Source organism: Dehalobacter sp. (genome assembly GCF_030063005.1).
GTDB classification, from domain to species: Bacteria; Bacillota; Desulfitobacteriia; order Desulfitobacteriales; family Syntrophobotulaceae; genus Dehalobacter; species Dehalobacter restrictus.
Window position 1 is genome coordinate 205,260 of record NZ_JAPDHR010000015.1, and the last position, 16,035, is coordinate 221,294.

The following is a 16,035-nucleotide window of genomic DNA, read 5'->3' on the forward strand; positions in this document are numbered from 1 at the left end:
AGGAGGATACGAATGGGAAGAATTCAGGCTGTTCTTTATAAGGAGTTTCTGCATATCCGCAGAGACAGACTGACACTGGGACTGGTGTTTATGCTTCCTCTGATTCAGCTGCTTCTATTTGGTTATGCGATCCAAACGGAAGTCAAACATATCCCGACGGTAGTATTTGATCAGTCTCTTAGCGAGGAGAGCAGAGATCTACTGGAGGCTTTCAGTGCTTCCGGATATTATGACGTCCTTTATGCGGCCAATAGCTTTCAGGAAGTCAATGATATGATTGACAGCGGTAACGCGAAGGTCGGGATCGTTTTTCCGCCAGGTTTTGCCAATAACGTGCAAAAAGGCGAATCTGCCCCTGTCCAGGTGATTGTCGATGCGAGCGACAATATGGTAGCGAACCAGGCCATGGCGACAGCTAATTCCATCGGCCTGCTGAAATCACAGGAAGTCATCACTCAGAAACTGCATATCGATCTGACTAATCCGCCGTACGACATCCGAGTACGGGCCTGGTATAATCCGGACGGAATTACCGCTTATTATATGGTGCCCGGGATCCTGGGAATTGTTGTGACACTTTCTATGGTGATGATGACATCGATGTCCCTGGTCCGGGAGAGGGAAAAGGGAACGCTCGAGCAGCTTATTGTTACGCCGATCAAGTCGTATGAGCTAATGATCGGAAAAATTATTCCTTATATCTTTCTGGGTTATATCCAGATTACCGTTGCCCTGCTGGTCGGGGTCCTGGTGTTTGGAGTTCCGATCAAAGGAAGTCTGCTGGAACTGTATGGCTTGACGCTTTTCTTTATCACAGCGTCCTTAGGTCTGGGTATCATGATATCCAATATTGCCAGAAATCAAATGCAGGCTTTCCAGATGTCCTTTTTTATCATGCTTCCGAGTATTATGCTTTCGGGTTTTCTTTTCCCGCGAGACGCCATGCCCAGGATCATTTACTATCTCAGCGATGTGATTCCGCTGACATATTACCTGGACATCATCAGAGGAATCGTTCTGAAAGGAATTGGTTTTTCCTACCTGGTCAGCCAGGTCATCTGCCTGATTTTATTTTCAGTGTTGTTTCTTACGATCAGTATTCTGAAGTTTAAGAAGAAAATAGCCTAAAAAGAGGAGTTAACATCGTGGATACGAGAGAAAAAATTATTCTGGCCTGTGAACAGCTTGCTATAAAGAATGCTCTGGGTTTTTCCCGTCTTTCCATGGAAGAACTGGCCAAAGCGGCCGGATTAAGTAAAAGAACGATCTATCGTCATTTTGCCAGCAAAGAAGACTTGTTTGAAGCAACAATTGATAAGGTAACGGATGAAATTATTGCCAGGAATTTGAGACTTTCCGATTCAAAAGATATCAACACGATCATTGCCGGGGTTCTTCAGAATATTTCTTATCTGATCAATCCTCAGTTTTTAGCTGACTTAAGCCATCATTATCCGATGCTCTGGCAAAAAATTGACCAGATCCGTCAGAAAAAGATTGACAGGCTGATCGATCACCTTCTGGTCAGCAGTAAACTGCGTTTACGAGTAGATTCCGGGATTTTTAAGACATCACTGTTAACAGCGATGTCAGAGATTCTCAGTCCTGAGTTTATCCTGAAGAGCGGCATGTCTTTTGAACAGGTCGGATTGGAATTCCTGAATATGTTCATTTTCGGGGCCGTTGAACCGTTAAGCAATACAAAGCAGGAAGCAAGTTTAGCTAATTTGACAGAACTGAAAGTAAATTTGGCTGATGAGCAGAACGGGTAAAAGCTGTAGAAACATTAATATTGAATTAGAGTTGACGTTCGCTGTCCGAGCCAGTATAATAACATTTGCGACTTTGTTAATCTTTTGCGAAAAACTGATATTAATGAATAATTGCTGTTTCAGACCCGGAGAGATGGCTGAGTTGGTCGAAGGCGCTCGCCTGGAAAGCGGGTACATGGTGATGAACTGTGTCGTGGGTTCGAATCCCACTCTCTCCGCCATTGACATTATTCGAAGCCTTGACATTTAAAGGCTTTTTATTTATTTACTTTCTTTTTCATGGTATAATAAAGTTTGACCGTGCTAGACGGGGAGTCAGCGGTTCCTTGTAACCCGCAATCCGCTATAGCGGGGTTTAATTCCTTTGATGAGGATCTGGTCGTCGGAGCAGTCCATGTTTGAATGTGATGAGTTTCTGGTCTTGCGCAACGGAACGCTTTGAACCGTGTCAGATCCTGACGGAAGCAGCACTAAGGAGTTAGTTCTGTGTGCCGCGAGGTGACCGGGAATGAACATTTGAGCAGGGTTAACGTCCGGAGGTTTTGGTTCGATCAAAGGTGCACGGTCTTTATTCATATAAGGTGGTTTTTGGAGACCATCTTTTTTGGTGTATCAGAAAATTCAAGTTTCTGGTCGTATATCCGAAAGTATATTGCTTTTTGATATATCTAAGTGCAACTAAGGCTTCCGCCAACGGCTTGGCGTCGGCCAAGTATTCTTTATGAATTTAGGAAGTGACGGGTGATAACATGGCATATCTTGCACTTTATCGAGAGTGGCGGCCCAAAAAGTTCAGTGAGATGGTGGGCCAGGAACATGTCAAAATAACCTTGACTAATGCACTGAACCAGAATAAGGTCGCGCATGCTTATATGTTCAGCGGCCCCCGGGGTACAGGAAAGACTTCGGCAGCGAAGATTTTGGCGAAAGCACTGAACTGCTCCGACCGGGATGGCGCTGAACCGTGCAGCCGGTGTGCATCGTGTCTGGATATTGAGCAAGGAAATGCGATGGATGTCCTGGAAATCGATGCCGCTTCCAACAGAGGCATTGATGAAATCCGGGATTTAAGAGAGAAAGTAAAGCTGGCGTCGTCTGGCGGCAAATATAAAGTATATATTATCGATGAAGTCCATATGCTCACACCTGAGGCTTTTAATGCTTTGCTCAAAACATTGGAGGAGCCACCGGTCAATGTTGTCTTTGTCTTGGCAACGACGGAGGCCCATAAAGTGCCACTGACGATTTTATCCAGAGTGCAGAGATTTGAGTTCCACCGCATTTCCGCGGAAGGCATTGCGATGAGACTGCAGGAGGTGTGTCAGGCTTTAGGGCGGGATATCGAGACCAAAGCACTGCGGGTTATCGCGGCTAAGGCCGAAGGTGGTTTGCGCGATGCATTAAGCATCCTGGACCAGTGTCTACTGCAGGATGATCCTATTAGGATGGAGCATGTTTATCAGGTGATCGGCATGGTTGGGGAAACTTTCAGTGCAGATCTGACGGATTCCCTGCTGAATCAAGATTATGCTTTGACCCTGGCTAAGCTCGGAGAAGGAATTTCTCTGGGTCGGGATCCCCGGCAAATCATCCGCGAACTGTTGGACTATCTGCGGCAGGCGCTTTTATATTTGGCCGGCGGTCAGGAACCTTTGATGGCACCTGAGATGACCCGGCGGCTTGTTGCGCAGAGTCAGGCAATCGGTCTGAACCGGCTTCTCTGCTGGATCAATGTCCTTCTGAAGGGTGAAGGGGAATTGCGCTACGCGACAAATGCCCGTCTGGCAGCGGAAATGATTCTGGTGCAGACCATTTTTGGAGCAGATATAGCGGGGGGTTCAACTGATTCAACCGAAAACCGGCCTAAAGAAACGCACGTTAAACAGCCGCAAAAGGCTGTGCAGACGGCCAGTAAACATCCGGCTGAAAGTAAGGATGAGGCTCCAACGAAGGCAGTTGAAACCACCGAACAGGACCAGAATATGGCTGAAACCTTACCTGCTGCTGAACAAGGCAGTGTCAACTTCCAGACGGTCCAGGATAAATGGCCGGAAATACTCGAGGAAGTCCGGAAACGAAAAAGATCTACTCATGCTTTCCTGCTGGAGGGAAAACCGCTTGCCGTAAAAGATGATCAGGTCTATTTGGTTTTTAAAGACGGCTATTCTTTCCACCGGGACAAATTCAATCAGGTAGAAAATAAAAATGTTGTGGAAGAAGTACTTCTGCAAACATTTGGTAGAAAACTCAGTCTGAACAACCTTATTGAAAGTGAGGTTCAGGCTCTGCCGGCTGAAGCTGCGGATTTTACAGAGTCAAAAAAAAGAGTAACGGACCGGATGGGACCAGCTGAAGACGACTATTTGGTCCAAAAAGCCCGCGAATTATTTGGAGATCAGCTTGTGCAGGTGCGAAAAGAAAAGTAATATAGATGATAGACAGCTTTAAGCGAGCCATAAGCGGGCAAACGAATGTTAGAAAAAAGAATCAAGCAATAGCAAAAAAAGAATAGTCGAATAAGGAGAGTGTTATTCATGGGATTTAAACAAGGCGGCGGCGGAATGGGCAATATGAACCAGATGCTGAAACAGGCACAGAAGATGCAAGAGAATATGATGAAAGCGAAGGAAGAACTGGAAAGTCAAAGTATTCAGGCATCTTCAGGCGGCGGCATGGTGGAAGTCGTTGTCAGCGGTAAAATGGAAGTTCTGGAACTCAAGATAAAGCCGGAAGCGATTGATCCGGATGACGCTGAACTACTCGAGGACATGATTAAAGCTGCAGTCAACCAGGGACTTAGGAATGCCCAGGCGATGGTCGAGAACGGCATGGCCAAAGCAACCGGAGGATTCAATATTCCCGGATTATTCTAAAACATTGATACCGTTTAACGCTAAATCTAATCAGTTTAAGGTTGACAAGGGACTAGAAAAATTCTGGAGAGTATACATTTTATGGATTATCTATATTATCCTCAGCCAGTATCCGATTTGATTGCGGCATTTTCTCGCTTGCCTGGAGTTGGGCCGAAGACTGCAGGGCGCCTTGCCTTTTATCTTTTGAGGCATCCGGATCAAGCCGGTGAACTGACGCAGGCAGTGACAAAAGCGTTGCAGGATATCAAACAATGCACGGTTTGCGGGAATTATACCGATATTGATCCATGTAAAATTTGTTCAGGGGAGCGCAGGGACAGAACGCTTCTTTGTGTCGTAGAACAGCCCCGCGATGTGATTGCGCTGGAGAAGACCGGCGAATATAAAGGGCTTTATCATGTCTTACACGGTGTACTGTCGCCAATGGAAGGGATCGGGCCGGAGCAGCTTAATCTATCTCCATTATTCCACCGGCTGGAAGGGGTTCAGGAAGTTGTACTGGCAGTGAATCCAACGGTTGAAGGTGAAGCCACCTCATTGTATATTTCAAAGCTCCTAAAACCCATCGAGATTAAAGTGACAAAGATCGCGCATGGCCTGCCGGTAGGCGGAGATTTAGAATACGCGGATGAAGTCACCATTGCCCGGGCGCTCGAAGGCAGACGTCAGCTGTAATTCAGATGTCGGTCCGTATTTTTAGATTATATTGATCATTGTGGGAGTATCTGAATTTGGGATACTCCCTTTGCTATTTTGGTTCTAACTTGTCCACTGTCGGCATAGCCTGATAACAGGATATACGGCGGGAGGAATCATCATCATGACGTTCGTTTTTTTAGGGTTGTTTATTGTCCTATTAATATTGGTGACCGTGGCCTCATTAAGAAAACCCAATAAACTGATTAACCTCTTCATTCACATCCTTGGCGGAATTGTTGGTTTATGGGTCGTGGATTTGCTGTTAAGCATTTTTTCATTTGAGATCCCGATTAATATTTTTACCGTGAGTGTTGTCGCAATACTTGGATTTCCTGGGGTAATTGTGCTTGCTGTTCTGCAATTAATAGGAATATAAAATTTTAAACTTTATAAAACCCTGAAACCCGCATATATCAAGGATTTTGCAGACTTTAACGTCTTGTAAAATGCCCTAAATTTCGGCTTGTAATATACACGTAAGATACAAAATTTTAGATCAAATCGATTGCTTTCTTTAATTCTTCGATATCCTTATGGGTGTACGTATTGGTAACATCTTTTTTTGTAGAATGCCCCATAATCCGTTTTATTGACGTCTTATTCGCGCCTGCGTTATCTAGCATAGTGCCTAAGGTGTGCCGACCGTCGTGGGGCAGATGAGACATATTCAGTTTAGCTATCATCGGATCCCAAATTTTTGTTCGGTAAGTGTCATAGGATATTTCTTTTCCCACGAAATAGATCAAATACTTGTTTCCCTCTTTCATACGTTTTGTGATAAGCGGAAGAATTTTTTTATGAATCGGAATAATTCGGTCTTTTCCGGATTCAGTTTTTATGCCGCCGCGCATTATGCGATTTTCGAGATCGATTTTATTTATTTCAAGTATAAGCATCTCAGTAGGTCGCAGCCCGGAATAGGCCATAATCAAAGCAGTATCAACCCCTTCAATTTCATTAACCTTACTCCAGAGGATGTCCAGCTCCTTATTGCTAAAGGGCTTATGAATCTCCTCTTTCTCATCTACAACATCAATTTCGAGGAACTGGGCATAATTTTTCTCCCCGATATCATTCATTAAAGCAAATTCATATAGCTGATTAAATAGAAGCCTAAGGTTCTGAAGCGATACAAGACCGTTTTCACATTCGTCGATAACGTCTTGCATATGAAGAGGCCGAATATCGAGCCATCGCATGTTATGCAATCTAGCCACTGTATTATACGATGCTCTATAGGAAGATTTACTTTGTTTAGAGAGCTGTTTCTTTCTTTTAGGATTAAACTTCCACGCATACCAAGCATCATAGACCTCTTTAAAGGTTATTGTGGCCGCATCTAAAGAATGTGGATCCTTTTTATACTCTACAAGGGCAGTCAGGGCTTCACCGCGAGTTTTAAATGATCCGATAGGTTTATAAAGCTGTTTTATTTTTGCACCAGGGGGGAGATCCTCGATCTTGTCTGTGCTCTCAACGATTTCCAGAATTTCGCCTGTTTCTTCGTCCACAACTCCCCAGCCAATAGTAACCCTGGCATAGAAGGGTTTTCTTCTCCTTCCTGAAAGTTTACATACCCCGCCGAATCCATTAGGATTTCTCATTTTTGTTTTCACCTCCTTTCAAATCAATATTATCGAACATATGTTCTGGTAAAAGGGTAAAAAATATATGCTCACCTGAATGCAGGGGAGTTTTTTATTTACCTTCGAACGACTCGAAAACTCCGAGAGGGTCAAAATATATAAGATAACTTGTCCACTCTACATATAGGCCGTACTTCTCTTTATAACGGCTAATTGCTGCATCTAAGAATTCTTCGGTTACTTCCAAAAATTCAGCCAGTTCATATCTATTGCGGATCCCTTCTTTATAAGCTTTCACGAAACTTTGAAGGGGGATAAGTTTTTCATATGCCCAGTTACGGGCACGTTTCTCCTGTTTACGGTTCCGGACATCGGTTAGGTCCAGGATGTTGCCGGATGTAGTGAGGTAGTGAGCATGCTCTTCGGCTATAGTACAAATTTTCTCTCTTTTATCCATCCTCTGATTGATGCAAATAATATTATCGGAGTATAGTCCTTTATTTCGAGGGTTCATTGGAACTTCGTATATTTTAATGCCTTGTTTACATATTTCCTGGCAAAGTGCTTCATATCGTGTCATTTGTCCACCTCTGCATTATCTATCTTTGCTTTTTCTTGGACTTTACAAATTCTTTAAATCTTTCAATCTCTTCCAGTTCTTCTTCTGTCCAGTCATCCCCGTCATGGTGGGCGGCAATGGTTTGGATGTCGTTATCTTCGGGGTCTGCAAAACCTTCTCTATCAAGTAAAAAATCTATTGACACATTGAAGTAATCTGCGACTTTTTGAAGTCTATCGACTGATGGAGAGTTTTTATCCCAATTGTAAATAGCACCATGACCAAAACTGAACTCATTTTCAAGCTTAGGAATTGATGTCTTATATTGTTTGCACAAAAGTTTGATATTTTCGACTATGCTCATTCAAACACTCCCTCTAAAAACATACAGATATTTTCGATTATACTATTGACCAACCTAAAATTTTAGTTTATTATAGTATCAACAGCTTCGATATTGGAAAAAAAGCCAAAAGAAAATAAGACAATAAATATAACCGTTAAAAAAACGTTGCCAGACGTGCTTAAATCGGTGTATTTCTTGTACTCAAATATTAGAATATTTTCGGTTATTTGTCAATAGAGAAGTTGGATTTATACAAATTATTTCCAGAAAGAGGTGAGAATATGAGCTTAGTTGAGAATGTGAAGCAGCATTGCAAGAATGCTGGAATCTCTATACCGAAATTAGAAAAAAAACTATGTTTTGGTAATGGTGCTATTTATAACTGGGACACCAGCACACCTGGCATTGACAAGGTGAAACAAGTTGCCGACTACTTTGGGGTCACAGTGGATGATTTAATACGAGAGAAAGCGGGGTGAAAACTCTATGGAAAACACTACATTGGAATCCTTGCCAGAAATTCTCACTGCGCAAGATATTGCTAATTATTTAAAAATTTCCAGGGGAAGTGTTTACGCACTTTTTAAAGTTAAACCTCAACAAGGGGGAATACCTAATATTTCCATAGGGCTTACGAAACGTGTTGAGAAGGCTGATTTTATTAAATGGATAAAGGAGCAAAAAATAAAAAAAGCCGGTTAACTATGAAAAATTTGATAATGAGAAATTTATCTTAAAAAGGGGGCCTTATATGCGAAAAAGTGGCAAGCGACCAACACGCCGGCAGAAGGGGGTGATTGAGGCCAAACGACTACAACCAAAGGATTGGCTGGTAAGAAAAGATACACTGGTCTGAATGGAAATCATTCACCGGGTAACAGGGTCAGTAAAAATCATTGAGAAGGTGAGGTGAACAATGCTGTTCTGGGAGATCATGGGTAAGATCTTCCCTGCGGTACTTATTATTTATTGGCTGATATTCATAATCGCCTTGAAGCGATGGAAGGGAAGGGGGTGAGAATCTTGTTATTAGTTTATAAACAAACCAGGGATGAGGTATTACCGATCACACGGGCCTGGATTACAGATCAGAATGAAATCTACGGAATGACAGCCTTAGGAAATGAGGTACTGCTGGCGGGGTATGACGATGACGGTCAGGCCCAGCAGGCTCTGGATCAACTATTTGATCTTATTCCCGGGCCAAAGTATGAAATGCCGGAGAACTTCACGGATGAATATTCTTATAACCTTGTAGAAAAATGCAAGGAAGTTTTATCAAGGTTTAGCCAAAAAGAAAAAGACCGCCAATAAAGAGCGGCCAATAAAAAATATTTCCAAACAAAGTATAAGTGAAAAGGGGGTAAATGCAATATGTTTCGCCCTCTATGTGTTTGTGGCCGGCCAGTACGTTTCAGGCGGGGGCAAAAAGAAAAGCGCTGCCCAGCCTGCCGGTCATTTTGTTACCGCGATAAAGCCGGATTCTGGTCGGTTAACTGTAATCAGACATTGTTTACACCCAAAGACATTTTTTTTAAATAGGAAGGTGGAAGCTTGAGAAAAAGACTCTATCCGTCAACAATTATGCTACTAATCATAACCGGTATGTTACTCGGTGTTTGCTTTCAGCTCAACCATAAAATCAATAATCTCAATAATCAGTTATCAGTTGTCCAAAGCCTTATGTTTTCCATGGCAGAGAACCAAAAGAATTTTTCAAAAGATTTTTACGCTTTCACGGATCAATGGCAAACAGGAACCTTTAAAGCATCTGCATATTCTCCCCTAGATGACAAGAACGGCCTTAACTCCTGGCGTGACGGCAAGGTTATGAACTCCGGAGTGATTACGGCTCAGAATATTAATACGGCTGTTTCCGTGGATCCTGATGTTATACCTTTGGGATCCCGGGTCTGGATCCAGGGAGTAGGATGGAGAACGGCCATGGACACTGGCGGAGTGATCAAAGGTAACCTGTTGGATATTCCGATGCAGACCTTTGACCAGGCCATGGAATACGGCCGACAGGATGTACTGGTGGTGTGGCCGCGAGAAAGGAGATAAACATGATAGGAATAGAGCTAAGCAGATTAGCCTACATTGATATAGCTGAAATACATCCTCATATCGATAATCCGCGCAAGGATCTCGGGGATCTGAACGAACTGGCAGAGAGTATCAAGGCCCAAGGAATCATGCAAAATCTGACGGTCGTACCGCGGATTATGGGGAGTAAGACAGATTATCCTTCTCAAGATGGCTATACAGTTATTATTGGCCATCGCAGGCTTGCGGCCGCAAAACTGGCTGGTCTAACAGATGTTCCCTGCGTGATATCCAATATGAGCCCTAAAGAGCAGATATCAACCATGCTCCTCGAGAATATGCAACGGAACGATCTAACCATTTATGAACAGGCCCAAGGTTTTCAGATGATGTTAGATTTCGGTGATTCTATTGATGATATTGCCGAGGCGACTGGTTTTTCAAAATCTACCGTACGGCATCGTGTGAGACTTTTGGAACTTGATCAGGAGAAGTTTAAGAAAGCTACGGAGCGTGGTGGAACACTCCAGGATTATATTGACCTGGAGAAGATCAAAAATGCCAAGACCAAAAACAAAGTATTAGAATCTATAGGCACATCCGACTTTAAATGGAAGCTGAAGCAGGCTATTGAAGATGAGGCTCGACCAGAACGAAAAGCAGCGTTAATCAAGGAACTTGAAGAATTCGCAAAGCGTGTCAAGGAAAGCAAAGGTCTTTCTTACGAAAGAGCTTTTTATGGCTTTGATAAAAATGACTGGAAAAAACCTAAGGATGCTGACAAGGCAGAATATTTTTTCACCGTCGATGATTACAGTATTACGTTATACAAAAAAGAACCAAAACAATCTCCTAAAAAACTGACAGCTGCAGAGAAGTCCTTCAAAGAGCGTGAATCCAAGTACAAAGAGCTGACCAGACAGGCCTATGAATCAAGATATGAATTTATCTACGAATTCAATGCTGCCAAACAATATATAAAAACAATCCAAGCTTTTGCGCTGAAAGGACTACTCTGTTATAGAGCTGCTGATGTGGACAAGGTTCTTGATCTGCTCAAGATTGAAAAGCCAGCATATGAGACAAACGGTTATCGTAAGAAAGCTGGTCGGGATCTAATAAATGACAAATTTCTAACGTCTCCGGAGCAAGTACTTTTGGCGGCAATCTACTGTAGTTACGATGATAAGCGCTCTAATGGTTATGGGTCATGCCGGGATTGGGAAAAGAAAATTATACGAGATGACCATAATGAAAGTCTGGACGAACTGTACGACATGCTTATCGAGTTGGGTTATGAACTTTCCGATGAGGAACAGTCGCTACGCGATGGTACGCATGAGCTGTTTGCAAATATTCAGGCAAATAAATAATTGTTAGAAAGGGGCATGGACATGATATATACTCCGTTAGGAACAAATGGCGATAAGGAAATTTCAAATAAAATTGATGAGATAGGATTTTCGGATAGAAAACATTCTGGGGTTCAGACTTCATTCCTTCCGGAATCCTTCGAGTGGATCCGGCCGGTGAGTGGAAAAACGATTGAAATTGGCTGCAATATAACACTTGCCAGAACTTACGTCAAACTATCTGCGCAAGCTATTGAAGAATCGGGCTTTGTAAAAACCGACAAAGTAGCTATTGGAATCAATAAGGCTTTTGTAGCCTTTCGAAAAGACGAAAAGGGTTTCAATCTGAAGAATCCGGCTAACTCAAAAAGCCAGGCATTGTTAATCAACTCTAAGCTTCTTGCGAATACTTTGATCTCGCTTGGCTTTGAGCGTGGCGAAAGTAATTCTGTATCCTGGGATCCTGGCAGCCAGATGTTAATTGCGAAGATTCCAAAGAAACAGCAAGTTACTGAAAATACAGAAATGAAAAAGCCAGGGCAAAAAACTGGATTACGAAAGGCAAGCGAGGTGTAATTATGAAATCTACAGGCATAGTTCGTAAATTGGATGAGCTAGGCAGAGTAGTTCTGCCGATCGAGCTCAGGCGAAATTTTAACATAAACGAAAAAGATTCCCTAGAGGTCTATGTGGATGAGGACAAAATAATTCTCCGGAAATACAACCCTGGCTGCAAATGCTGCGGAAGCGTTGAAAGAGTTATGGAAATTCAGGGTCTAAGGCTCTGCGAAAATTGTCTCAGTGCTATAAAAAAGGCAGCATTACAAAAGGTGACCGCCTAATGTCAAACGACAAGCAGCTTCTCAAATACCTCCAGCGCATTGAGAATAAATTAGATAAACGTTTCTCTGAACTGGACTCCAGGATCTTTAAACTCGAAGGGAAAACTCGGACAAATGACATCAATATCTCGAGAATTATGAATATTCTCCAGGACATAACCCAAGATCCAGACAGCGTTTATTTCCAGGACGATAATACCTTTATTCTCAATCGGGAGAAAGTATACTCCGAATTTGACCGTCACGACTTAGATCGCCAGAAAGCCCTTAGGGAACTGTATTCTGCAGGCCATCTCAAAAGAGATACCAGCAGGCACAATACGCGGCTCACCAAGCGGCCGGATGGCAAGGTAAAACGGGCGGTCGTAATCCAGATAAATATTTAAAATGAGGTGAAAGAGATGCCAAAACTCTATGAATTGACCAATGATTTTAATACTGTATTTAATTTCCTCGAACAGGAGAACGTCGGTACCGAAGTGCTTGAGACTCTGGAGAAGTACCTTCAGGGGATCGAGACTGATGTCGAAACCAAAATCGAAAATATAACCAAGATGATTCTTACATTCCAGGCCCAGGCTGAAGCTTATAAAGCTGAGTCAGACCGTCTCAGCAACAATGCCAAATCCATGGATAACAAAATTCATGGGCTTAAGGAATACGTCCTCACAAACATGCAGCAGCTGGGGAAAGACAAAATTCAAACAACTGTCGGCTCTGTACGTCGCCAGAGAAGCCCGCTCTCTGTTCAGATTTTATCGCAGAACAGTGTTCCGGATAAATACAAATATACGCCTGATCCGGTTGAGCAAGTGGATAGAAGGGCTATCCTTAAAGACTTTACCGAAAACGGCGAGGTAATTCCCGGCGTGGAATTTGTTCAAAACTATCATATGAGAATTTATTAGGGAGGAGGAATTATTTTGGTAAAGGAAATCCAGAGTCCAGAAAAAACTTCACACGGCCTGAATATTGCCCAGAAGCTGCTTAAGGTGATGGAGGCCACGTCCTACATCCAAAAAGATAAAGAAAACAAGGAGCAGCACTACAAATATGTTTCTGCGGCCGCAGTTTTTGATAAAATCACCGAGGCCTTGATCCAGAACAAGCTTATATCCAAGCCTGAGTATGACCTGGTTGAATCCAAGGAAAAACAGACAGCCAAAGGCGGTGTCTGGCAGCTGATAACCGTCAGCTGTGACCTCACCATCATTGATACTGAATCAGGAGAGATCCTTGTTACCCGGGCATACGGTACCGGTGTCGATCCTAACGACAAGGCCATTGCCAAGGCCCAGACCATGGCTCTCAAATATGCCTGGATGACCTGCCTGAACATCAGTACAGGGGATGATCCGGAAGCCGATCCGGAAACGGATAAACAGAATTTCGTGAGCATACCACCTGAAGTAGAACTGTCCACAAGGGTAATGAATATCTGGCTGTCAAAAGGATGGACAGATCAGCAGCTGCATCAATGGATTTTTCAAAGATTTAACCGGTCCATCCAGCAGCTCAGTCTTCCGGAACTGGAAGTAATTAAAAATGAATTAGAAACTTATCCAAAATAGGAGGAGAAAATTTATGAATAGCGTTCAAGTGTTGGGAAGACTCACCAGTGACCCGGAACTCAAATATACACAAGGAAGTAAGGCTGTTTGTCAATTCACCATAGCGCATAACCCATCAAAAGAAGAAGCCGATTTTTATGATTGCGTTGCCTGGGAAAAGACCGCCGAAAATATTTCGAACTACTTCAAAAAAGGTCAGAGAATTTTAATCGACGGCCGGCTGCAGCAGGACAAATGGAAAGATCAACAAAGCGGTGAAAACAGGTCAAAGATCAAGATTATTGTCAATCGGTTTGACTTTATCGAGCCGGCTTCAGAAAACACACAGAGACCAGCCACACAACAGAGCGCTCCACCTCCAGGAGCATACGCTCAGCCGCCAGCTGCACCGCCGGCAGGATATTATGGCCAAGCACCACAGGGCTATCCTCCACAGGCTCAGCCTCAGCAACATCAACAACAGCAAATGTTTAATCCTCCGCCGGCGCCTGCCCCTGGATATTACAGTGCTCCGCCTAACAGGCCGCCCCAGGGTAACCAGCCTGGAGCATATCCTCCACCAGCTCAAGCTCAGCAGCAGTCTCCATGGCTTTATGATCAACAGGGAAATGCAGTTGCCCGTGAAGTGCCTCCCGGTAGCATGGATGTTCCGTTTTAATCATGGAACTTAGAGATTATCAGAAAGATCTCATAGAGGAACTCCGGTATCTTATTGCCGGAGGTTCCTCCCGGATCTGTGCAGTGGCTCCGTGCGGGGCAGGTAAAACCGTATTGTTTTCATGGATAACCGGTCAAGTAAGACAGAACAAACAGAAGATCCTCATCGTGGTTCATCGACAGGAACTGATTGAACAGACTTCTAAGACGCTTGACCGGTTTTATATTCCCCATGAAATTCTAAATTCCCGAAACATTAATTCCTGCCAGGTCCATGTGGCCAGTGTCTATACTTTGGCCAAACGGCTGAATCAGTTCACAGAAGAGCCAGGATTAATCATTCTCGATGAAGCTCATCATGCGGTGGCAAATACATGGAAGAAACTTGTTGACCGTTTTAATAAGTCGTTGATTATCGGATTCACTGCAACACCGGCGCGGTTAAGCGGTGACGGCCTGGGAGCAATCTTTCAGAAACTGGCCCTCGGTCCTTCCGTAACGGAGCTTATTGAGATGGGAAGTCTATCACCCTATGACTACTATGCGCCGCCGGTCAAAGCTGATTTAGAGGGTATCCGGGTTAAATACGGTGATTACCAAAGGTCAGAGATTGCTCTCAGAATGGATAAATCCGAGATCATTGGTGACGCAATTGAAACCTATAAAAGACTTGCCATGGGTAAACGGGCAATTTGCTACTGTGCCAGCCGAATCCATGCAGAGCATGTGGCCAATGAGTTTAATAAAGCCGGTATTCCCTCAGCTTATATCGACGGAGAGACTCCTGATCCTGTCCGTAAGGCAGCAATAGATCAGTTCCGTTCCGGTACCATTAAAATCCTCACCAATGTGGACCTTATCTCAGAGGGTTTCGATGTTCCGGACATGGAAGCCGTAATTCTTCTTCGGCCGACACAATCAACCTGCCTGTTTATTCAGCAGGCGATGCGGGCCATGCGTGCCGATCCAGAAAACCCGGGAAAGAGAGCAATCATCATCGACCATGTCGGAAACGTTTACCGCCATGGTTTGCCGGATGAAGATCGGGAATGGTCCCTCGAGGGAAAAGTGAAGAAGCGGGATCCATCAGAGATTAAGATCCGCCAATGCCCCAAATGTTTCTTTACGCACAAGCCAAGACCGGTATGCCCAAAATGTGGCCATGTCTACGCCAAGCAGGAAGCCGAAGTGATTGAAGAACGCAAAGCCGGTGAGCTCCTGCAGATCAAAGACCTGGAACGGAAGAAGCAACGGCGTGAAGTAGCGCAGGCTCGTACCCGGGAAGATTTAGAGATGATTGCATTCAAACGAGGGTACTCCCTCAGATGGATTGACAAAATGTTGGAAGTAAGGGGACGGAGCAATGAAAGAACACGATATTCAAAATAAAATACGCCTTGAACTCGGCCAAAAAATACCTGATTCAGTGTTATTTCGAACCAATGTAGGTCAGGCCTGGATCGGCTCAAGGATCGAGGATAACAGATATCTCAATGGAACTGTCCTGATTCACGATGCCAGGCCATTTTTTACGGGGCTTCCTCAGGGATTTAGTGATCTGTTTGGAGTGCTCCCCGGAGGCCGGGCGGTATTTCTTGAGATCAAAGGACCGAAAGGTAAAGCCTCACAAGAACAACTTAACTTTCTTTCTCAGATGTTAAATTTAGGCGCAGCGGCCGGCGTGGCCAAGTCAATTGAAGACGCAATTTGGATAGCCCAGAGGTGAGAT

23 protein-coding genes, 1 tRNA gene and 1 other RNA gene are annotated in these 16,035 nt (G+C 43.8%); 22 read left to right on the forward strand and 3 right to left on the reverse strand.

Annotated features, from left to right (window positions below):
• The first annotated feature begins 12 nt into the window (after positions 1 to 12).
• From OKX56_RS05525 to OKX56_RS05560, 8 genes are all read left to right on the forward strand, one after another.
• On the forward strand, positions 13 to 1,128 hold the full coding sequence (locus OKX56_RS05525; protein ID WP_019224874.1) for an ABC transporter permease: 1,116 nt from the start codon (positions 13 to 15) through the stop codon (positions 1,126 to 1,128).
• Between the two features lie 17 nt (positions 1,129 to 1,145).
• Positions 1,146 to 1,772, forward strand: coding sequence for a TetR/AcrR family transcriptional regulator (locus OKX56_RS05530; protein ID WP_019224873.1), 627 nt, complete (start codon positions 1,146 to 1,148; stop codon positions 1,770 to 1,772).
• A gap of 127 nt (positions 1,773 to 1,899) precedes the next feature.
• Positions 1,900 to 1,993, forward strand: a tRNA-Ser gene (locus OKX56_RS05535).
• 77 nt (positions 1,994 to 2,070) lie between these two features.
• Positions 2,071 to 2,337, forward strand: an RNA gene (ffs, locus tag OKX56_RS05540) — signal recognition particle sRNA large type.
• Between the two features lie 184 nt (positions 2,338 to 2,521).
• Positions 2,522 to 4,198: a DNA polymerase III subunit gamma/tau gene (gene dnaX, locus OKX56_RS05545; protein ID WP_019224872.1), complete on the forward strand. Its 1,677-nt coding sequence runs from the start codon at positions 2,522 to 2,524 to the stop codon at positions 4,196 to 4,198.
• Between the two features lie 108 nt (positions 4,199 to 4,306).
• On the forward strand, positions 4,307 to 4,645 hold the full coding sequence (locus OKX56_RS05550; protein WP_015042278.1) for a YbaB/EbfC family nucleoid-associated protein: 339 nt from the start codon (positions 4,307 to 4,309) through the stop codon (positions 4,643 to 4,645).
• An 81-nt stretch (positions 4,646 to 4,726) separates the two neighbouring features.
• Positions 4,727 to 5,323, forward strand: a complete 597-nt coding sequence (gene recR, locus OKX56_RS05555) for a recombination mediator RecR (RefSeq protein ID WP_015042279.1) — start codon at positions 4,727 to 4,729, stop codon at positions 5,321 to 5,323.
• Between the two features lie 145 nt (positions 5,324 to 5,468).
• Positions 5,469 to 5,723 (forward strand): pro-sigmaK processing inhibitor BofA family protein, encoded by a 255-nt coding sequence (locus OKX56_RS05560; protein WP_019224871.1) that lies wholly within the window; start codon positions 5,469 to 5,471, stop codon positions 5,721 to 5,723.
• A gap of 115 nt (positions 5,724 to 5,838) precedes the next feature.
• Here the strand turns inward: OKX56_RS05560 and OKX56_RS05565 are convergent, their stop codons facing one another.
• The 3 genes from OKX56_RS05565 to OKX56_RS05575 all read right to left on the reverse strand — a co-directional run bounded on the left by OKX56_RS05565 (position 5,839) and on the right by OKX56_RS05575 (position 7,856).
• Entirely contained in the window at positions 5,839 to 6,951 is a 1,113-nt protein-coding gene (locus tag OKX56_RS05565; RefSeq protein WP_287895797.1) for a tyrosine-type recombinase/integrase, read from the reverse strand.
• Between the two features lie 94 nt (positions 6,952 to 7,045).
• Positions 7,046 to 7,513 (reverse strand): ImmA/IrrE family metallo-endopeptidase, encoded by a 468-nt coding sequence (locus tag OKX56_RS05570; protein ID WP_287895798.1) that lies wholly within the window; start codon positions 7,511 to 7,513, stop codon positions 7,046 to 7,048.
• Positions 7,514 to 7,532: 19 nt separating this feature from the next.
• Positions 7,533 to 7,856, reverse strand: a complete 324-nt coding sequence (locus OKX56_RS05575) for a helix-turn-helix domain-containing protein (RefSeq protein ID WP_287895799.1) — start codon at positions 7,854 to 7,856, stop codon at positions 7,533 to 7,535.
• 263 nt (positions 7,857 to 8,119) lie between these two features.
• On the opposite strand from OKX56_RS05575, the gene OKX56_RS05580 reads away from it, so the two are divergent.
• From OKX56_RS05580 to OKX56_RS05640, 14 genes are all read left to right on the forward strand, one after another.
• Positions 8,120 to 8,317 carry a helix-turn-helix domain-containing protein gene (locus OKX56_RS05580; RefSeq protein ID WP_287895800.1) on the forward strand — a complete coding sequence of 66 codons (198 nt, stop codon included), beginning with the start codon at positions 8,120 to 8,122 and terminating at the stop codon, positions 8,315 to 8,317.
• 7 nt (positions 8,318 to 8,324) lie between these two features.
• Positions 8,325 to 8,540 (forward strand): helix-turn-helix domain-containing protein, encoded by a 216-nt coding sequence (locus OKX56_RS05585; protein WP_287895801.1) that lies wholly within the window; start codon positions 8,325 to 8,327, stop codon positions 8,538 to 8,540.
• 49 nt (positions 8,541 to 8,589) lie between these two features.
• Positions 8,590 to 8,694, forward strand: coding sequence for a DUF6906 family protein (locus OKX56_RS15030; RefSeq protein ID WP_502850840.1), 105 nt, complete (start codon positions 8,590 to 8,592; stop codon positions 8,692 to 8,694).
• A 167-nt stretch (positions 8,695 to 8,861) separates the two neighbouring features.
• Positions 8,862 to 9,152: a hypothetical protein gene (locus OKX56_RS05590; RefSeq protein WP_287895802.1), complete on the forward strand. Its 291-nt coding sequence runs from the start codon at positions 8,862 to 8,864 to the stop codon at positions 9,150 to 9,152.
• 240 nt (positions 9,153 to 9,392) lie between these two features.
• Positions 9,393 to 9,902 (forward strand): 3D domain-containing protein, encoded by a 510-nt coding sequence (locus tag OKX56_RS05595; RefSeq protein WP_287895804.1) that lies wholly within the window; start codon positions 9,393 to 9,395, stop codon positions 9,900 to 9,902.
• A 2-nt stretch (positions 9,903 to 9,904) separates the two neighbouring features.
• Positions 9,905 to 11,257 carry a ParB/RepB/Spo0J family partition protein gene (locus OKX56_RS05600; RefSeq protein WP_287895805.1) on the forward strand — a complete coding sequence of 451 codons (1,353 nt, stop codon included), beginning with the start codon at positions 9,905 to 9,907 and terminating at the stop codon, positions 11,255 to 11,257.
• Between the two features lie 21 nt (positions 11,258 to 11,278).
• Positions 11,279 to 11,812: a hypothetical protein gene (locus OKX56_RS05605; RefSeq protein WP_287895807.1), complete on the forward strand. Its 534-nt coding sequence runs from the start codon at positions 11,279 to 11,281 to the stop codon at positions 11,810 to 11,812.
• A gap of 2 nt (positions 11,813 to 11,814) precedes the next feature.
• The gene (locus OKX56_RS05610; RefSeq protein ID WP_287895809.1) at positions 11,815 to 12,078 is read left to right on the forward strand and encodes an AbrB/MazE/SpoVT family DNA-binding domain-containing protein; all 264 of its coding nucleotides are present in this window, start codon (positions 11,815 to 11,817) and stop codon (positions 12,076 to 12,078) included.
• A complete protein-coding gene (locus OKX56_RS05615) occupies positions 12,078 to 12,464 on the forward strand; it encodes a hypothetical protein (RefSeq protein ID WP_287895810.1) in 387 nt (128 codons plus the stop codon). The genes OKX56_RS05610 and OKX56_RS05615 overlap by 1 nt, the downstream gene beginning before the upstream one ends.
• A 15-nt stretch (positions 12,465 to 12,479) precedes the next feature.
• Positions 12,480 to 12,986 carry a siphovirus Gp157 family protein gene (locus tag OKX56_RS05620; protein WP_287895812.1) on the forward strand — a complete coding sequence of 169 codons (507 nt, stop codon included), beginning with the start codon at positions 12,480 to 12,482 and terminating at the stop codon, positions 12,984 to 12,986.
• A 15-nt stretch (positions 12,987 to 13,001) separates the two neighbouring features.
• On the forward strand, positions 13,002 to 13,649 hold the full coding sequence (locus OKX56_RS05625; RefSeq protein WP_287895814.1) for an ERF family protein: 648 nt from the start codon (positions 13,002 to 13,004) through the stop codon (positions 13,647 to 13,649).
• A 13-nt stretch (positions 13,650 to 13,662) separates the two neighbouring features.
• Entirely contained in the window at positions 13,663 to 14,307 is a 645-nt protein-coding gene (locus OKX56_RS05630; protein ID WP_287895816.1) for a single-stranded DNA-binding protein, read from the forward strand.
• Between the two features lie 2 nt (positions 14,308 to 14,309).
• The gene (locus tag OKX56_RS05635; RefSeq protein ID WP_287895818.1) at positions 14,310 to 15,695 is read left to right on the forward strand and encodes a DEAD/DEAH box helicase; all 1,386 of its coding nucleotides are present in this window, start codon (positions 14,310 to 14,312) and stop codon (positions 15,693 to 15,695) included.
• The gene (locus OKX56_RS05640) at positions 15,670 to 16,032 is read left to right on the forward strand and encodes a VRR-NUC domain-containing protein (protein WP_287895820.1); all 363 of its coding nucleotides are present in this window, start codon (positions 15,670 to 15,672) and stop codon (positions 16,030 to 16,032) included. Before OKX56_RS05635 ends, OKX56_RS05640 begins: the two co-directional genes overlap by 26 nt.
• The last annotated feature ends 3 nt before the right edge of the window (positions 16,033 to 16,035 follow it).

Coding starts and splice junctions, on each gene's coding strand:
- OKX56_RS05525 (WP_019224874.1), top strand. CDS start 13: ATGGGAAGAATTCAGGCTGTTCTTTATAAGGAGTTTCTGCATATCCGC.
- dnaX (WP_019224872.1), top strand. CDS start 2,522: ATGGCATATCTTGCACTTTATCGAGAGTGGCGGCCCAAAAAGTTCAGT.
- OKX56_RS05550 (WP_015042278.1), top strand. CDS start 4,307: ATGGGATTTAAACAAGGCGGCGGCGGAATGGGCAATATGAACCAGATG.
- recR (WP_015042279.1), top strand. CDS start 4,727: ATGGATTATCTATATTATCCTCAGCCAGTATCCGATTTGATTGCGGCA.
- OKX56_RS05560 (WP_019224871.1), top strand. CDS start 5,469: ATGACGTTCGTTTTTTTAGGGTTGTTTATTGTCCTATTAATATTGGTG.
- OKX56_RS05565 (WP_287895797.1), bottom strand. CDS start 6,951: ATGAGAAATCCTAATGGATTCGGCGGGGTATGTAAACTTTCAGGAAGG.
- OKX56_RS05570 (WP_287895798.1), bottom strand. CDS start 7,513: ATGACACGATATGAAGCACTTTGCCAGGAAATATGTAAACAAGGCATT.
- OKX56_RS05575 (WP_287895799.1), bottom strand. CDS start 7,856: ATGAGCATAGTCGAAAATATCAAACTTTTGTGCAAACAATATAAGACA.
- OKX56_RS05580 (WP_287895800.1), top strand. CDS start 8,120: ATGAGCTTAGTTGAGAATGTGAAGCAGCATTGCAAGAATGCTGGAATC.
- OKX56_RS05585 (WP_287895801.1), top strand. CDS start 8,325: ATGGAAAACACTACATTGGAATCCTTGCCAGAAATTCTCACTGCGCAA.
- OKX56_RS15030 (WP_502850840.1), top strand. CDS start 8,590: ATGCGAAAAAGTGGCAAGCGACCAACACGCCGGCAGAAGGGGGTGATT.
- OKX56_RS05600 (WP_287895805.1), top strand. CDS start 9,905: ATGATAGGAATAGAGCTAAGCAGATTAGCCTACATTGATATAGCTGAA.
- OKX56_RS05605 (WP_287895807.1), top strand. CDS start 11,279: ATGATATATACTCCGTTAGGAACAAATGGCGATAAGGAAATTTCAAAT.
- OKX56_RS05610 (WP_287895809.1), top strand. CDS start 11,815: ATGAAATCTACAGGCATAGTTCGTAAATTGGATGAGCTAGGCAGAGTA.
- OKX56_RS05615 (WP_287895810.1), top strand. CDS start 12,078: ATGTCAAACGACAAGCAGCTTCTCAAATACCTCCAGCGCATTGAGAAT.
- OKX56_RS05620 (WP_287895812.1), top strand. CDS start 12,480: ATGCCAAAACTCTATGAATTGACCAATGATTTTAATACTGTATTTAAT.
- OKX56_RS05630 (WP_287895816.1), top strand. CDS start 13,663: ATGAATAGCGTTCAAGTGTTGGGAAGACTCACCAGTGACCCGGAACTC.
- OKX56_RS05635 (WP_287895818.1), top strand. CDS start 14,310: ATGGAACTTAGAGATTATCAGAAAGATCTCATAGAGGAACTCCGGTAT.
- OKX56_RS05640 (WP_287895820.1), top strand. CDS start 15,670: ATGAAAGAACACGATATTCAAAATAAAATACGCCTTGAACTCGGCCAA.